Raw genomic sequence first — 17,230 nt, forward strand, 5'->3', positions numbered from 1 at the left:
CTCATCTCAGTGCTGTTGACCGCTATTGACCACCATTGACCACGCATGGTCAATGGTGGTCAATACTCAAAGGTTTAGTCTGTAAGACTGCGGACTCGATAAAGAGATCGCCTCTATTTTTCGAGTTGAATCTAACTTTCTTCAGCCCCAATTTATTCAGGTTGAGTATGTATTCATACGCTACTTATGTACTGCCGGAAGACCATATAGTTTGTTTGGTTCCAATTCACCTTATCTACAGGCACCACTTGACCAAGTTTTTCTCATGTATGACTATGTTATCAATTGCGTATTTAGAGCTTAAGTTAGCTATTAAACATTGGTGTATTTAGTCAAACTAGCGAGGGAAAAGTGAGCGATTCTATAACCATAAAAGGGGTTACTAGTTACCACCCGACCAAACCACAGATAATCGATATATCCAAGCAGAATACGTTGATTTTTGGCTTAAATGGAGCAGGTAAGTCCACAATTTCTAATTTCTTGTATGATAGAGAAAAGTTCGATAGTTGCAGTCTTAATGTCGAAGGGCGCTTCACCCCTATCGTATACAATCAAGCCTTTGTCGAGCAAAACTTTGTAAACAGCTCAATGCAGGAAGGTGTATTCACATTGAGTAAAGACAATGCAGATCTTGAAACCAGAATTGCTGAAAAGTCGAAATTGAGGGAAAAGCTCTTAGAATTGTACAACGGGATCAAGGTAAAAATATCAGAAGCCGAAACAGCTCAAGGAAAGGCGACAGATTCTGCAATCGAAGAAGTATTCAAGCAAAAGCATATAATCGAGAAAACATCCCTTGCGCCGTTTCTTGAAGGGTTTAAAAGACCTAAAAGTAATTTTTACAACCAAGTAAAGTCTCAAAAAGGGGTATCCCAAGACTCTATAGAAAGCCTTGAAGCTGAGTATGACTCCTTAACTCAATCTGATAAAGCACTCCCGACACTAATTGAGCTACCTTCCCCACCAAGCTTAAGCATTGAAGACACAACCATGCTTAATGAACCAATTATAGGATCATCAAGTAGTCAACTCACAGAGTTTATCACTGAACTCAACAACCAAAATTGGGTTAAGAATGGTAAAGACAACTACTTAGCAGAAGAACAAACAAAATGCCCTTTTTGTCAAAAAGATACGATAGATGATACCTTTCGCTCTGAGCTTGCTGCATTATTTGACAAAACATATGATTCCAACGTGAAAAAAGTAGAGGCTATCTCGAAGTCTTATGGCGATTCGGTCACTAACTATATCGCTTCCATCAAAGATGCGTTTATCAATTGCTCGTTATATGACCCAAGCTTACATAAGATTGACCCAGTTATTGCTCTGCTAGAGCGTGTCTATCAAGACAACCTAGACTTGATTAAATCCAAGATAGAAAAACCAAGCTTATCTATTGAAATCATTGACTATAAGGATAAATCTGCCCCTTTGATGAGTATATCCGAAGAGATCAATGCAGCCGTTAAAGTGATAATAACAAAGGCAAGAAAATTCAAGGAAAGCAAGAAAGACATTCAAGACAGGATGTGGGACTCAGTTAGATATCATACTGATTCTATTTTTTCATTGGAGAAGCGTTTGAAAGATGAAAAAGGTAGTGAAATCAAACAACTAAATGCAGATTTAAAAAGAGTAAAGCAGGTTGGTCAAAAAGTTGCTAGCAGAATCAGTTACCTTCGATCAAAAACGTCAAATATTGACGATACCATTGAAAGAATTAATGTAAATTTGAAGAGCCTAGGTCTAACGAGCTTTGAAATTGTCTCATCAACTGACCCAGAGCAACAAAATTACTTTGTACTTAGCCGAGGGGAAAATACCACTAAAGGGAAAGAAGTATTTAAGTCCCTCAGTGAAGGAGAAAAAACACTGATAACCTTCTTGTACTTTATCGAGAAATGCAACGGCAGTATGAGTAAAGATTCAGACATTGCTGATAAAGAAAAACTGATCGTTATTGATGACCCGATTTCTAGTCTCTCTCAAAACTATATCTATGACATAGCTTCTCTGATCCACACCAAAATCATTAAAGGAAATCGGTTCAAAAAGGTCATAGTGCTAACCCACAGCTTGTTTTTCTATCAAGAATTATTGAAACTGGCCCCACAAGGTAAAGACAGAAAAGGCAATGATAGATTCAGTGATAAATACTCACTATATCGCTTAAATAAAAAGCAATACACTAATGTGCAACCGATGAATAAAGGCGAACTAAAAAATGATTATCAGTCTTTATGGCAAATAATCAAAGACGTCATTGAAGGTAGTGCCAACCCTGTCGTTTTACCTAATGTCATGCGAAACATAATTGAGTATTACTTCGGTTTTGTACACAAGAGAGACAAGCTATCTGACATCATAAATGAATTAGCAGAAAATGAACCAGAACAAGGGCATAAAGCTTTTTATCGCTACATTAATAGGAGTTCACACTCCGATCCAACGAACATTGGTTTGATGGTTGAAGTTGAACCTCAAGCTTACTTGGAGAGATTCAGGTCTATATTTATAAAGAGTCAAGACGAGGAACATTACCGCTGTATGATGGAGTCATAGTGGTTACCACTGAGGTATTCAATCAACTTATCGTCTTGGCAGCGAGCGGCGGTGTTTACACACTACCTCAAGCTTGCCTAGACGAAATCGAGTGTACTGACGTACATCAACAATTTTCTGTCTCATCGGCAAAATCTCCACTGAGTGCCTGTGCTTGCCACAGGCAGCCTCATCACACAATGTAATAAGCTACTTCGGTTCAGTAGGCTGGAGAATTACCAAAGTGGTAACGAAACAAGTTTAATATACTTCGATTTTTGTGTAAATCGCTTACGTTGCATTAGCGAGGCAGATTTTAGTTCCTCTCACAAATCTTAGTTATGTCGGATAGCGGGTAGAACAAACACACTCTATCAAAAATGAGTTTCTATCTATCACCGATATCGTCCCTACACTTACGAAAAAGAACTGACTTTATTGTACTCAACATTTTCATTTATCAGCCCTAGTAAAGGGTTGAAGTCGCTACCTCAACAGCTCTTTCAGGTAACTGTTTCGCTTATGAGAGTGACTAGGTGCTTCGGTGAACCTCCTCATATCATCACTACTGCCAACAATATGAATTTCACTTTCTGCCCTCGTAATCGCCGTATAGAGCCAAGCTCTATCAAGTATCCTGCCTTTTTGCAGGGCAATGATGATGCGCGGGAATTGTGACCCTTGAGCTTTGTGCAAGGTGATTGCATAGCCCAGCTCCATGCAATCTAGGACAGATTGCGTCACCTCGACCTTCTCACCAGTATCAAGTTCCACTTCACCATAGCTTTCGCCAGTGGATTTTACGCTGATAAGTGTACCAAGAGAGCCATTTTGGACGCCTATCTCATAATGATTTTGCGTGAATAGAACCGCATCATTCAAGCGAAGTGGCAAAAAGAATTTATCTCCATTGATTTGGAATTCCAGAGCATCTTTGCTCGGGTTGACAGCTTCTTGTATTAGCTGATTGATGTCCTTAACAAGTGCTTTAGTTGGAGCCATTACACGACTATTTTCAGGGTGCTGCTTGTAAAGCTCGCAACAGACTTTGGCTATGTCTTCTTTACTGGTTTCGTGAAAGTGTATAGAACCCATGCTTAATTGGTCAGGCACCACACCTTGATTGATGAGCTTGGAGTATTCAGGAATGCCCGTTGAACCTTCTTGTCTCTTGACAATATCTAGCATGGTATTGGCGACCGTTTTTGCTTCAACGATATCTGCTAGCACTTTGCCGCAGCCAATCGGTGGGAGCTGATCGGGATCGCCAGTGAATATCAATCGTACTGAAGGGTGAATGTGAGTGACAAGGCGATACATGGTTGGTAAATCAATCATGCTTGCCTCATCAATCACCAGTAGGTGATTTGGTTTATCTACACTGGGTTCAATAGGGCTTTCACGCAGCAATTTGGCAATGGTTGAGGTAACAAAACCGATGGACTCATGGAGCCTCATTGCAGCACGACCACTGAGTGCAACGGCGTGTATTTCAAAGCCGAGTTGATAGTAAGCTCTGAGTGCCGTTCTAAGTACCGTAGTCTTACCTGTTCCTGCACCGCCTATAATACAGCTTACCGAATTGTCTAGACACGTTGTTACGGCTTCAATTTGCTTTGAGGTTAATTCATAGGGAAGTTCTGAAATAGCCGAGCAGTAGGCGGCATTAGCGTTTTCGTCATACAGGTTATTGCACTTAACCAGTGTTTTGAGCCGCTTTGCAACAACGCTCTCCATTAGAAGTTGCGCCGTTGGATGGTAGGCTCCTGTGTCGGGATTTAAAATGTACTGGACTTTATCATGACCTGATTGGAACGCCTGAGTGACCAGTGTTTTGTCTTTCAGCAGCTTGTTGAGATAAGGGCGTACATTCGCATGAGTGGTGTAGGTGTGACCTTTTTCAATTTCCTTTCGAATCGCTATTTCCAGAGCAGCGCTCAGCCTCCTTGGATCAGCCTGTGTCAAATTGCTCTTAAAATCCGTTGCCTTAATAATGTCTTCAACGGCACCGAATGAAAGACCAAAGCCAATGAGGGTGTAAGGGTTACTCTTGATAATATCGATGGAGGCTTCTCCATGATGTTTGAGCAGCCGTTGCTGCACACTGGCGGGGATGTGGTGCTCACTCATCCAGTTACAATGTGCTAAATTTTTGTATTTGGCATATCCCTGAAATAGCGCATCGATAGAGTCTGCACTCAAAATCGATGTCAAGCGCTCTCTGGATTCAGGCGTATCATTTTTCAATGTAGTGTGGAAATCTTTACCTAAGAGCTGCCAGAGCGCTCTAGCTTTGCTTTCGCCAATGCCTTTGAAGTCACTTTCTCTAGCGATAAAACTTATCAGTTGTTCCCCCGTTTCAGGTAAGGTGCATTCAACAGAATTAGGTGACTCATATGTGTGCTGCTGCATCACGTAATCACCTGTTTTAACATCTTTTATTGAGCGAAAGCCCCTAACTGACCAATGCTGTCCGAGTGCGGGAGGTACAGGGATGCTATCAGGATCGACTTTGATGGTGACGTAGTACTTACCACTATTGGTTTTGTAGGAGTCTTTTGCCAGCGGTACACCACTAAATATCACACATCTCTTAGCACTATAGGGGATGCTGGTCACGCGCATCTGATCTTCATGTATTGCTGTATTCATCGTGGCATTAACCCCATCTCAGATAGAGTTTCCGATAGCTCACCAAAGCGCTCTAGTCGTTGTTCTAACTCGCTAACTTTAGCTTTCAATTCAATGTTCTCAGCTTCCAATGAAGATACCCGCTTTGAATCGAGCAGCTTACGATTCGCTGTATTATCGTAGGCCTTAGGCTTGTCAATACTCCTCTTGGCAGAGTCAGTTAGAGATGGCAGGACACCTCTATTGCGCAGTTCATCCTCTAAATCTTTGAGCGAATTTTTAAGCGCAGGATTTTGATTTAGCGCGGATTTTCCACAACCAACCCCTTTAGCTACTTCGTTACGATTGAGCTGATCTCTGAATATGATTTGCCTAAACTCATCATCGGTTAGAGTTTCCTTCCAGACCTCAAATGCTTCTAGGTTTTGCTGCGCTTTTTGCTGTCCACTTGCCATTATTTCCCCCGCCATTCCCATATGTGAGGTTCAGTGTCAATGAATTATCACACCTAAAACTTAGCAATTTGAGAAGTGCACTCGGTTGTGAGTATGTATTTTTACAGACCCAGTTTAGCTCTAAGATCGATAGGCATCCTCTCGATTGAAAGGTTCAGAACCTCCTCGGTTTTGAGTGCCTTAAGATCATTGTATTTTTTTTCAAGGCTCTGATGACTCTCCACAATCTGTTCTTTCCTTTTTATCCTCAGACCAGTTCTTTTTTTTCGATTGAATTGCTTTTTCTGTTCGGCTTGATGCCGCTCTAGAAGCGCTACGTTAACGTCATCAAAGAACTTTCGAATATGAAGACTGAAAGAAGATGTGTTAAAAATACTCTGGGCTGACACACCCACCTTTTTTGCAACATTCGACTTTTTCAACTGGTAAAATTTCGGCGTTTTTGGGGTTTCCACTTCTCCAAAATAATCAATTGCTGTCTCAGCCTGTGCCTTCAACTCTAAGATCGCATGGTAGGCTCTGTTGGTTGTATGATCTATGTCATCAACTACCCAAGCGGGCAACGAAGTTTCTTTCTCAACCATTGAGTCGTCATCCAACGAATCTAGAAAATCAGTGGAAAATAATTCATCCAACTCATTCGTAGCCATACAACTCTGCCTCCACTTTCATTTTTCCCTTAATGGAGTCAATCGCGTCTTCTATCGCTGACAATATCCTATCAACATTATCCCCATTTCTACTATTTCGAAGCTCTTTGATTCGCCTCCAACTAGATGTCAAAGCAGGAAGATGGGCTTCCAGTAAAAACCCGATCCCCTTTGGTTGCATCGCCTCTTTAACCATTGGCTGAATAGTTTGCCAAATACCTCGAATATGCCCCTCTGTAATCCACGCATGGATACAATCCAAGCAAAACTCGAGTCTTGCATCCTGTGGATTCAAGCTCCCCATTTTGGCGCACTTGGCACGACTCTCTCCACCAATACGGGGAATGCACACGGCAAACCGACTCGGCTGGATATCTATAATTCGGCCTGCAATCCTTTCTCGCAACGCTAGTGACTCGTTCTCCGTTTTAACCTTGGTCAGTTGAGTGACTTTACGTACAAAGCGAGAGAACCCACCTAAGTGTTTCTCAGAAAGCTGCTCCGATTCAAGAATTAGCAGCTCAACAATTGAGTTTAAGTAGCGTTGCTTTGCAGATGCCATAAGCCCCCTTGCGTCCTTATCTCTCAAGTATGCATTGAAAAACGAGTTATCCAAGTGGCAAAATTGGTGACGTATGACTGCACCGACATCACCCTGATAACGAGTTAATACTGCTTCAGCCCATATATGGCGAATAGCGTGAGGCGATGGGTAACGCACTCCCTCTAGTAGCTCAGTGTTTATATCTCGCATTGTTTTAATATCTTCTAGACTAACTGTGCCAGACTGAAGCAGCGCCTTTGTTTCACTCGATAAATACCTGTCGATAACTGCTTGGTGCTCATCATTTTCAACATAACCCCTTTGAGCGTACGCCACGATAGATTGTTTAAATCTACGTTGAGCTTGAGACCCCTGAAAGGATGTCACAGATAAACGAAGCCAGTCCCTCTTCACCTCCTTTGCAGAAGATAACAAGTGTCGATATCGCGCGCTTCCAACTGTGTATTTCAGCGATAAAGCTTCTACTTCCTTTTTTTCTGAAGACGTCAACTCTATACTCTTTTCTAACAAGTCATTTAAGCGTATGACATCATTAAAGGGTTGATAGTTGATAAACTCGGCCCAGTTTGCCTTAACTCGGGTGTCAATGAACGAACTCGATTGCTGTACATTTTCTTTTTTAGTTTTTGGGGATGTCAGTGCATAAAGACAGGGTTCATCATGCTTATGTTCAAACAGTTCATTTAACTGTGCAGCCACTTGATAACACTGAGAGGTCACTTCCCTATCAATTTTTGTTTTGCCATTGGTCTTGGGAACAAGCCATTTCAATTTAAAGCGAAAGGGAACATGAGCATTATCTAAAATATCCAAATTCGGTTCTGTCCGTATGGCGCTCAAGGGAAACCCATACTCGGAATGTCTATACCCTGTCCAAGCGACCACAAGCGTCGTCATAGAGTGAAGTTGAGTATCTAATATTACTTTAAGCTCTTCATAAGTCCTATTTGCCGAGGTTGATATCAACCCCTTGACCCACTGCTGAATTGAGGTTAAACACTCCTCTTCTGTCAACCTTTGCTGACTCACTATTGATTGCATCTTGGCATAAACATCATCCACGCTGACAGCGTCTAACGACTGCTTGTCTAAAAATGATTTGTCTAATGAAGACAAATATCCATTCCAAACTTCATCTGGTGATTTATGTCCCTGCAAGCCCAAATACTTTTGCAACATCAGGACACGAATTACTTCAACCGCATCAAATCGAGCGCTTAACCCAAGCTCAATCGCCAGCGATTCAATATTATCATCCTTCAATGAACTAACAGAATCGAAGTGTTTACTGTACTCGGTTAAAAGTGCATTTTCTGTCATCAACTTTAAGTATGAGTGATCAATACCCTTCGTTTCAGACTGAGCAGAAGACAATTCGTCCCCCTGCAAGCCTGCGAGGATGACATTAAAGAGTCGATTTTTTGTACGGGTCTCCTTAATGTTAGCAATACCAGCTTTCTCTAACACTGCACTCAAAGCCCTTTTACACGTTGAGGTATAAAGAAAATTATTCTGGTAAACATGGTTCAGATAATCCACATAATACTGTCCCATCTCTAGCCCTAAGAAGTTGAAACTGCCTCCTTTTTTATACTCAGTCAACGTCATGCTGTATTGCGATTGACACACCCGATCCAGACTTTTTTCAATTTTCTTGTTTGTTAACTTCTGTTCAATCACCCCTTTAACACCTAAAGCTGTCAGATAGTTTCGCAAGTTAGAAAGTGATATAGGGGCAATTGAACCTCTATACGAAGGCGCTGACACTCGATTAAAAAAGCCATTTTGATTGACTGACCTCGCCATGAACGAAGTCCAGAAGGAATCAAGTAAAGAAGCTCCAAGGGTTACTTCGTGATGCTCATTAAGAAAGGCCAAAAGATGCATTGCCATTTGGTACGCAGGTATTAAAGCTCGTGTATTTTTAAATGTCAGCACAGCTCCACAGAGCAGTTTTGCGTATTCTTTACTACTTAACGAATATTCCCTTTCAGCAAGTTTAAGGGTGGCGGAAGACTTAAGGTTAAAAAATGGCAAATCGAAGACTGAAAAGTCGATTGTCGTGACTCTGTTATATTCGACAAAGTCCCACTTATCGCAATAATAGTCCCCCTGTTCACTCTTGAAAAACTGATTAGCCAACAATTTCTCATTCTGGTCGTGCCAAAAGGAATCAATAGGATTGTTGAATACTGTTACTGCCATTTCATCCCCTTATTATAGTGAGTGGAACACACTCATCACCACACCATGCTTAATCATCTCATCAAATTGCTCTCTGCCGTTTTTCTGAGAACATTTGCTCATTTTTCCTAATGTACCTTCGATCCATTCCACCGTTGGCATTACCGTTTTAAAAAGAAAGTCAGGGTTGGTTGCGAGTAGTTTTTTATAATGCTTCTTAAACTCATGAAGGTAGTTGTGCATTCTAAGCACGGTTAACGGACTATCTAAGACATAAATAGGAGAAAGAGGCTCATCATCAATTTTATCACTTAAAGCAAGTACTCCAACCTCATTAACCCTTCCTCGGGCTTGCCCTGTAACAAGTCGCATCCTTGCATTCATCTCTTCCGTTCTGTATGAAATGTTCTCCGATACAACCATGAATTCGCTGTTAAAGGCTTCCATTTCTACTATCTGTTTTGGATTAAAGTCCAAATAGAACACATTTTGGATCAAGTCGAACATCACTTCACGAGTAATACGTCCAGCACTATTCATCCACTCCTCATTATCCTCCGTGAGATAACTGATTTTTTCAGTTTTATTAGTATGGGAGTTACGATTAACCAGATAATGGTACGTGTAAGGATCGCTAAACGCATAAACAGCGCTATTTTTAATTGCCTGAAGTCCGAACAAGCCATTACGGCAAGGTGACTCAGAGTTTATGACCAAATCAATCCTCTCTTCAATTGAGATCAATTTGGCATTTTCAATAACATTCTCTGGATGAATACCGCTTTTAACCAATGCACAATATGCAGAAGGTATAATTAGGGGGGTATTCTTCTTTCTATGCGTTGCAAGTAGAGAAGTCTTCATACCATGACATTGAAGTAAATGCCTTAGCGAACCAGTTATTGATCGCATTCCATTACTGATAATCAAAGTGGGATGAATGTAAAATGAAGTCCCCTCTGGCACCGCTTCAATGTAAGTCATCAATGCTTGGCCTTCGGTTTCTCTAACAGAAAGAGAACGAGTCGTGTGGAATACTTTTGCTCGACCTTTGAAGTACTCACATTCAATCGAAGTAACTCGCCCACCCACGATCATCTTTCTAAAAGATGAGTGGGTCAATTTTTCTATATCGTAAGGCTGAACTGTCAAACTGGCCATTAACCAGCCAAACATCATATTTTCGACAGCAGTAACTACTTGGCTCTCATCATGAAACAATGAACGTAATACCTTGAGTGAGAATAAGTTTCCCGTAGCAAGAGTTGTGATATTTCGCACGCAAAAATTAACTTCTATTTTTTTCTTATTGCATCTCTTATTAAGAAATAGCTCATCGCACGCCTCTGGAGATGTTAATGCACCTAACAGCAATAAATAGGCCTTTTCATTGGTAGCATTAGATAACAACAATACATCTAAAGCGGCCTTCGATAATTCAGAGTTATCACTATTTTGATGATACTCACTGATAATGTGATAAAGGATATTACCAATGCATTGAGCTTTTCTCGACTTTGATAAAGATGAGAAGTCGGTCTCAATCAACTTCGACAACTTGGGTTGAGCCTTTTGAACCAAGAGTTTTAGGGCTGATTTATAATTATTTAACTCCAAAATAATGGTTGCTGCTGTCAAGCTGAGTGATTTTACCGTTAACTTAGGCGAGGCAAGCGCAGAGTAAAGATCCTTACCGATACCAATATCATCCCTTCTTAACCAGTCCAGCTCGCCGAAATAACTAGCGATTGATTTTTGCGTTTTGTTTAAGTTTGGGCTTATTTTGGTTCTTCTCAGCTCTCGTATAAAGCCATAATCACTAGCGCTAACTTCGTCTCGAAAAGCCACCGAGTCAATCGCATAAGTTACGACTATCATTAGTTTTATTAACGGGCTTCTGCCACCATGGTTCCCCACAGCATCCATACGATCAGACTCATACTGTTTTAAAATTTCATAACGATTATCAATAGTGTGTACATTCAACCACTCAACAAAAGGGCGTGCCGACGAAGCAAAAGTGTCTTTTGCACTAAGCGAAGCTTCTTGGCTAAAAAAAGCAAAGTTATAAGCAGCAATCATCGCCTTGTATAACAACACCTTGTCTGGTTGAGACCAATCCGTCATTGTTAATGTATAAGAAGCACCACTAGATTTCGCTATAAGAAGAGACGTCGCACTAAACGGCTGCTCTAATGAAGCAATAAGTCTCTTTTGTTTAAGATCATCTGAGAGGAACCCCTCGATTTCGGAGCTTGTTAATAGTTGCCCATGAGTGGCGACTTCATCACTATGCATTAACAAGCTCCCTCAGCAACGCCGCTCGCTCCCCACAGGCATGGATATAAATTTTTGTCGTTTGATTCGCATGCTTACCACCAACCTTGTGACCAAGACGCCGAGCAGTTTCAATGTAAACTCTGGACTCTGTCGTAATTGACTCGTAATTCTTTTTGGCAGCAACACATAAGTCATAAAATATATCAGTCCCAAACGAATGCCTTAAATGATGGTAAACATTTGCCTCATCTAACGTCTGGTAACCTGTGTAAGCCTCTGGACTTTCACTCATCACCTTCAACAGCTTTTTGAGTGTCTTAGAAAAAGTGGCACTTCCATACCTTTTGCTAATCACTTCGCCTTTCGTGTGATTAGTTGAATTAGAAACAAGTAAATGATTCGAAACTGATTCTGGACGTTCTGTATTATAGTAGCGCTCCATCAATAACAGATGTGCACGAGATATATAGAGTGTTCGAGCGGAACCGTATTTCGCAACAAATGATGGAAGGTGATACTCAAACTCTTCTTTATCCGGTGATTCTTTCAGTTTATTAAATAAACTCCGCAAGCCCTCGCGCTTTTTGCCATCAGCCTGAAAATCATCTAGGTAAAACCCTTGATTTTCGGAGGTTCGACAGCCGAGTTCACCACCATTTCTAAGAACGATTTCCTCTAACAAACTATCAGTATGCCTATAAAGAAGCTCCCTTGTTGCCGGAAGAAGGTATTTAACAATGAGGGTAGATTTGTTGTTCGATCTTGCTAACGCCCTATATTCAGCAAACACAAATACTTTCTTATAGTTATTATCAAAAAAATGGGCCAGCCAATTGTAATAGCTACGCAGAGAGTTTATAGCCTTGTTGACGACCACTTCACTTTTTTGCAGTTTTACAATTAGGTATTCATTAATGTATTCATTAATAAACTCGGCTGGAAGGGCTGTGTGCCAAGCAAGGGTAACTGAAGGGTGGCCGTATTCCTCTACCCACTCTAAGAACAGACCAAGTTGTTGACCACGTTCGTATTGAGCATAATCTCCAATTTCCACCTCTTTGAGTAAGAACTCAAAGACACCAGTGACTTCAACACGTTTTTTTTCATGGATGACCGAAAGGCCAGTCACATGCGTGTATCGACAATAGAGACAAGGCAGAAGAATAGGAACATCGTCATCATAAAGATAAATCCAATGACCGTTATGTAACTTATTGCAAATGCGATGCATACATTTTCACCCAAACATTGTCGCCCTAAGGTTTAAATGTAGTAGGCATCATTTAACTTACAAGTTTTTCCAAAAATTAACACCTGCGAGTTTAAAAACAATCCATATCGACATGAATAATTTTTCTAATTCGATCTGACATAGCCATCAAAGCACTGTTCAAAAAAACAGTATAAATCAAATCTACCTCAAGAGAAATGGGCGTGTTTAAGCGAACGTCAATCTCGAAGCATTACGTCCAATTGATCGACTAATTCGGCCCAATCTGCATCTTCTTCGATGGCTTGTTTTAGAAAGTTCGCCTGTGACATCGTCCAAAAGCTAGCTTCATGTAAAGGCGCAGAATCTCTTTTGTGTCGATGTTGATTAATAAAATCTTTCATTTCTTGAGGAGAGCTACCGAGGCCCAGTTGTTGAAATAGCTCAGCCATACCATGTTGATGCATTTCCATACTACTTTCTCCCTACGTTAGCTAAACATAATTATATAACTAAGACAGGAATAATGATGTGATGTTAACGGATGCGTGTCAAACATTTGAGTAGTTGTTCTACTTTTGGTTGACATGTGTTTTTTGATGGCGATAAGTTTAATTTTAGTTATCATTGATTTTAAACAATTAATTTTGGGGACTGCGCTTGAGTAATAAGATTCTGGTTGTTGAAGATAGTCGTGCATTTAAAAACTTTCTTTGCCAAACAATAAGCCAAGCTGGTTATGAGGTCATCGCAGCGGAAAGCTACGCGGAGGCAAAGAACTTGTTATCTTCAGCACAGGACCTCTTCTGTGCGGTTTTAGACTATTGTTTACCGGATGCTCAAGATGGCGAGATTATTGACCTCGTTTTGGAACATGGTCATCGTGTCATTGTTTTAACGGCTCGATTTCAAGAAGACACTCGCGAAAAGATGCTTGCAAAAGGTGTCCTCGACTATATTTTGAAAGACAGCATGGCGTCCGTTTCCTATCTATTACCACTCCTCAAGCGACTAACCAACAATCAACAACACAAATGTTTAGTCGTTGATGATTCACACACCGTAAGAAGACACATTGCCCAACTTTTGGAGCATCAATATATTCAGACGTTGGAAGCTGACAATGGGCAAAAAGCCCTAGAGCTTGTCGAGCAAAATCCAGATATCACTCTCGTTTTAACCGACCATGATATGCCCGTTAAAGATGGCATTACTATGGTGCGTGAATTACGTCGGAAGTGGGATAAAAATCAATTAGCCATTCTCGGCTTGTCGGGTAGTAACTCTAAGACCATGACGGCTAGGTTTCTAAAAGCAGGGGCCAATGACTTTTTATACAAGCCATTTAATCAAGAAGAATTTTTTTGCCGTATTCACCAACTGTTAGATATCAAAGACGCAACATCTGAACTGTTTAAAATGGCAAATCAAGATGCGCTAACGGGCTTATGGAACCGCCGCTTTCTGTTTGAGCAACCCCATGTAGAAAACGCTCAAAGAAACATCGCGATGCTTGATATCGATTTCTTTAAGCAAGTAAATGATACACACGGACATGAGGGCGGCGATGCAGTGTTAGTCATGATAGCGAATATTCTAAAAATCTATTTTCCAAATGATATTGTCGCTAGGCTTGGTGGCGAGGAGTTTTGTATTCAAGCCAGTGGCGACTATGACGGCTTTCTAACACGCTTAGAACAAATGAGACAGCGCATAGAAAAAACGCCAATAACTTATTTGGACAAAAACATTCTTGTGACCGCGAGTATTGGTGTAAGCAACATCGAGGGGGAGCTGGAACAACAAATAAAAGTGGCGGATGAGCGACTTTACATGGCCAAAGAGAACGGACGTAACCAAATCATTTCTTCGTCCTAATGACTATCAGTGTGGTCTTGCTCTGTAACATGAGAGAAAGAAACAACAAAACACGGTATTGGGCTCTTTCTCGGACATCTGAGCTTTGGTTAGCTGCCTAAAAATAAAGCTCAGCAGAACGCTGAGCTTTATCACTTTCTTAGTACGATTAACCAATACTAAGCAATTCTATCTTTTTCCCACGCCGCCAATTTCTCAGCACGCGCAGCCTCGCGCGCTTCACGTTTTTTACGCGCATCGCAGGGTTCTGGACAATTACACACTTTTTCGATGCCAACTGCCCCTAAGCCACCACAGCTACCTTTCACGACTTTCTTTTGGAAAATGTATCCGACAGCCATTGCAGTGATTACCGCGACAAACACAGCAAAGGTAATTAGAAATGTATTCATAAAAACATGCTCACTTCTGTTGTTATTTCTTCATGAATGGCTTGTATGCTTCCGAAGCCAACTCTTTAAAACCATCTTCCGTTTTCACAATCATGAAAACAGGAATATTATTTTCGTTCGCAATTGCCATGCCTTTGTCTTCACCTAGCACCATAAGACCAGTTGCAAGACCATCAGCAGTCATCGACGATTTATCTAATACCGTTACAGACACCACTTTATGATGAATTGGTTTGCCTGTTCGTGGATTAATAATATGAGAGTATCTCACACCATTACTCTCAAAGTAATTACGATAGTCACCACTTGTTGCAATTGCCATGTCGCCTGGTTCAATAATTTCTTGAATTGAACGTTCATCAACGGTCGGTTTTTCAATTGCGATACGCCAAGGCACACCTTCACGATTGACACCTTTGAGACGCATTTCACCGCCAACTTCGACCATAAAGTTCTGTACCCCTTCAGATTGAAGGTAGTCAGCAACCACGTCAACCCCCCAACCTTTCGCAATCGTCGATAGGTCGACGTACAAGTTAGGAAGGTCTTTGGACAGTGTATTACCATCAACAGATAGGTGGTGAATACCGGTATTTGCTTTGCGAGCAGCGAGTTCTTCATCGGTTGGAACTACATCTGGACGAGCTTCTGGACCAAACCCCCACAGGTTAACTAGAGGGCCGACCGTCACATCCAATGCACCTAAAGTAAGACCGTTAAGGCGAATTGCTTCTTTCACTACCGTTGCAGTTTGTGTCGAAACTGTAAATGGCTCGCTCGTTTGATGCTGATTAAAACGACTTAACTCTGAGTCGTCACGATAGGTCGACATTTGGTCATTAACCTCTTCCAATAAGCGATCAATTTCTGTCTGCATCGCTTTTGGCGTTGGAATACCATCTTGCTCGATATACTTGATGTTGTAAGAAGTCCCCATGGTAGGGCCACTTAAATGAATTTGATCGGCAGGCTGCTCACAGCCAGCCAAAATCAATAGAGAAGCAAATGCAACAAGCCACTTTTTCACTTGTTAACTCCCAATGTTGTTGAATTGATATGGGAAATAGGATCAATCCTTTCAATCCGATTACCTATATCAACTGTTGAGTATCAGTTTTATGTCTATAAAAAATAATGGCTAGCTCTCTTGGAGAGCTAGCCATAGATTCAATCACTTGGAGGAATTAACCACCGAAGTCATCTAGTAGGATGTTTTCATCCTCTACACCTAGATCTTTTAGCATGCCGATTACAGCAGCGTTCATCATAGGTGGACCACACATGTAGTATTCACAGTCTTCTGGCGCTTCGTGATCACGTAGGTAGTTCTCGTAAAGAACGTTGTGAATAAAGCCAGTGTAACCATCCCAGTTATCTTCTGGAAGTGGATCAGACAGTGCACAGTGCCATACGAAGTTGTCATTCTCAGCTTGTAGCATATCGAAGTCTTCTACGTAGAACATTTCACGCTTAGAACGTGCGCCGTACCAGAAAGACATCTTACGCTTAGAGTGCAGACGCTTAAGTTGGTCGAAGATGTGTGAGCGCATTGGAGCCATACCAGCACCACCACCAACGAATACCATTTCTGCATCTGTATCTTTCGCAAAGAACTCACCAAATGGACCAGAAATAGTACACTTGTCGCCTTCTTTTAGAGACCAGATGTACGAAGACATGATGCCTGGTGGTACGTCTGGGTTGTTCGGCGGCGGAGTTGCGATACGAACGTTAAGCATGATGATACCGTGCTCTTCTGGGTAGTTAGCCATAGAGTATGCACGAATGGTCTCTTCATTAACTTTAGACTCGTAACGGAAAAGGTTGAACTTCTCCCAGTCTTCACGGTATTCCTCAGGAATATCGTAGTCTGCGTATTTCACGTGGTGAGCAGGAGCTTCAATCTGGATGTAACCACCAGCACGGAAAGGTACTGATTCGCCATCTGGAATTTGTAGCTTAAGCTCTTTGATGAATGTCGCTTTGTTATCGTTAGAGATAACAGTACATTCCCACTTCTTAACGCCGAAGATTTCTTCAGGAAGCTCGATATCCATGTCAGTTTTCATTGCAACCTGACACGCTAGACGCTCACCTTCACGCGCTTCACCTTTAGTAATATGGTCAAGCTCGGTTGGTAGGATGTCGCCACCACCTGATTTAACTTTTACGCGACACTGACCACATGAGCCACCGCCACCACAAGCAGAAGATACGAATACGCCAGCACCAGCTAACGCAGATAGTAGCTTACCACCTGGTTGTGTAACGATCGCCAGAGAAGGGTCATCGTTCACAGAAATTGTAATGTCACCTGTTGGTACAAGCTTAGACTTAGCGAAAAGAATCACTAGTACTAGTGCTAGTACGATCAGAGTAAACATCACTACACCAAGAATAATGTCCATTGACTATTCCTTAATTGTTGCGGTTTACCC

12 protein-coding genes are annotated in these 17,230 nt (G+C 41.4%); 2 read left to right on the forward strand and 10 right to left on the reverse strand.

The genetic code is table 11. The features are described 5' to 3' along the window. Nucleotides 1–351 precede the first annotated feature (351 nt). Complete coding sequence (locus tag R7P36_RS08310) at nt 352–2,568, forward strand: AAA family ATPase (RefSeq protein ID WP_025625498.1); 2,217 nt, start codon at nt 352–354, stop codon at nt 2,566–2,568. A gap of 465 nt (nt 2,569–3,033) precedes the next feature. Here R7P36_RS08310 and R7P36_RS08315 read toward each other — a convergent pair whose 3' ends face one another. The 7 genes from R7P36_RS08315 to R7P36_RS08345 form a co-directional block, all read right to left on the reverse strand. After that, entirely contained in the window at nt 3,034–5,199 is a 2,166-nt protein-coding gene (locus R7P36_RS08315) for an ATP-dependent RecD-like DNA helicase (protein WP_318122100.1), read from the reverse strand. Next, entirely contained in the window at nt 5,196–5,633 is a 438-nt protein-coding gene (locus R7P36_RS08320; RefSeq protein WP_167414972.1) for a VPA1267 family protein, read from the reverse strand. The genes R7P36_RS08315 and R7P36_RS08320 overlap by 4 nt, the downstream gene beginning before the upstream one ends. Nucleotides 5,634–5,734: 101 nt before the next feature. Continuing rightward, a complete protein-coding gene (locus R7P36_RS08325) occupies nt 5,735–6,283 on the reverse strand; it encodes a hypothetical protein (RefSeq protein ID WP_080527676.1) in 549 nt (182 codons plus the stop codon). Next, nucleotides 6,270–9,053, reverse strand: a complete 2,784-nt coding sequence (locus R7P36_RS08330; RefSeq protein WP_167414971.1) for a hypothetical protein — start codon at nt 9,051–9,053, stop codon at nt 6,270–6,272. The genes R7P36_RS08325 and R7P36_RS08330 overlap by 14 nt, the downstream gene beginning before the upstream one ends. A gap of 12 nt (nt 9,054–9,065) precedes the next feature. Continuing rightward, nucleotides 9,066–11,330 (reverse strand): hypothetical protein, encoded by a 2,265-nt coding sequence (locus R7P36_RS08335; RefSeq protein ID WP_167415399.1) that lies wholly within the window; start codon nt 11,328–11,330, stop codon nt 9,066–9,068. Continuing rightward, nucleotides 11,323–12,543 (reverse strand): site-specific integrase, encoded by a 1,221-nt coding sequence (locus R7P36_RS08340; RefSeq protein WP_167415400.1) that lies wholly within the window; start codon nt 12,541–12,543, stop codon nt 11,323–11,325. Before R7P36_RS08340 ends, R7P36_RS08335 begins: the two co-directional genes overlap by 8 nt. Nucleotides 12,544–12,761: 218 nt before the next feature. Beyond that, nucleotides 12,762–12,995: a DUF2789 domain-containing protein gene (locus tag R7P36_RS08345; RefSeq protein WP_005380277.1), complete on the reverse strand. Its 234-nt coding sequence runs from the start codon at nt 12,993–12,995 to the stop codon at nt 12,762–12,764. Between the two features lie 187 nt (nt 12,996–13,182). Here R7P36_RS08345 and R7P36_RS08350 point away from each other — a divergent pair, with 187 nt between their 5' ends. After that, complete coding sequence (locus tag R7P36_RS08350; protein WP_005380276.1) at nt 13,183–14,400, forward strand: response regulator; 1,218 nt, start codon at nt 13,183–13,185, stop codon at nt 14,398–14,400. Between the two features lie 158 nt (nt 14,401–14,558). On the opposite strand, the gene nqrM is transcribed toward R7P36_RS08350, so the two are convergent. The 3 genes from nqrM to nqrF form a co-directional block, all read right to left on the reverse strand. Continuing rightward, nucleotides 14,559–14,792 (reverse strand): (Na+)-NQR maturation NqrM, encoded by a 234-nt coding sequence (gene nqrM / locus R7P36_RS08355; RefSeq protein ID WP_005380273.1) that lies wholly within the window; start codon nt 14,790–14,792, stop codon nt 14,559–14,561. Nucleotides 14,793–14,814: 22 nt separating this feature from the next. Continuing rightward, nucleotides 14,815–15,819: an FAD:protein FMN transferase gene (locus R7P36_RS08360; RefSeq protein WP_005380272.1), complete on the reverse strand. Its 1,005-nt coding sequence runs from the start codon at nt 15,817–15,819 to the stop codon at nt 14,815–14,817. A 157-nt stretch (nt 15,820–15,976) separates the two neighbouring features. Next, on the reverse strand, nt 15,977–17,200 hold the full coding sequence (gene nqrF, locus R7P36_RS08365) for an NADH:ubiquinone reductase (Na(+)-transporting) subunit F (RefSeq protein WP_005380271.1): 1,224 nt from the start codon (nt 17,198–17,200) through the stop codon (nt 15,977–15,979). Nucleotides 17,201–17,230: the final 30 nt, after the last annotated feature.

This window comes from Vibrio sp. 397 (assembly GCF_033339395.1).
GTDB lineage: Bacteria > Pseudomonadota > Gammaproteobacteria > Enterobacterales > Vibrionaceae > Vibrio > Vibrio alginolyticus.

Excerpts from the sequence above, each read along its gene's own strand:
- R7P36_RS08335 (WP_167415399.1), bottom strand. The coding sequence starts at position 11,330 with ATGCATAGTGATGAAGTCGCCACTCATGGGCAACTATTAACAAGCTCC.
- R7P36_RS08325 (WP_080527676.1), bottom strand. The coding sequence starts at position 6,283 with ATGGCTACGAATGAGTTGGATGAATTATTTTCCACTGATTTTCTAGAT.
- R7P36_RS08315 (WP_318122100.1), bottom strand. The coding sequence starts at position 5,199 with ATGAATACAGCAATACATGAAGATCAGATGCGCGTGACCAGCATCCCC.
- R7P36_RS08320 (WP_167414972.1), bottom strand. The coding sequence starts at position 5,633 with ATGGCAAGTGGACAGCAAAAAGCGCAGCAAAACCTAGAAGCATTTGAG.
- nqrF (WP_005380271.1), bottom strand. The coding sequence starts at position 17,200 with ATGGACATTATTCTTGGTGTAGTGATGTTTACTCTGATCGTACTAGCA.
- R7P36_RS08330 (WP_167414971.1), bottom strand. The coding sequence starts at position 9,053 with ATGGCAGTAACAGTATTCAACAATCCTATTGATTCCTTTTGGCACGAC.
- R7P36_RS08345 (WP_005380277.1), bottom strand. The coding sequence starts at position 12,995 with ATGGAAATGCATCAACATGGTATGGCTGAGCTATTTCAACAACTGGGC.
- nqrM (WP_005380273.1), bottom strand. The coding sequence starts at position 14,792 with ATGAATACATTTCTAATTACCTTTGCTGTGTTTGTCGCGGTAATCACT.
- R7P36_RS08340 (WP_167415400.1), bottom strand. The coding sequence starts at position 12,543 with ATGCATCGCATTTGCAATAAGTTACATAACGGTCATTGGATTTATCTT.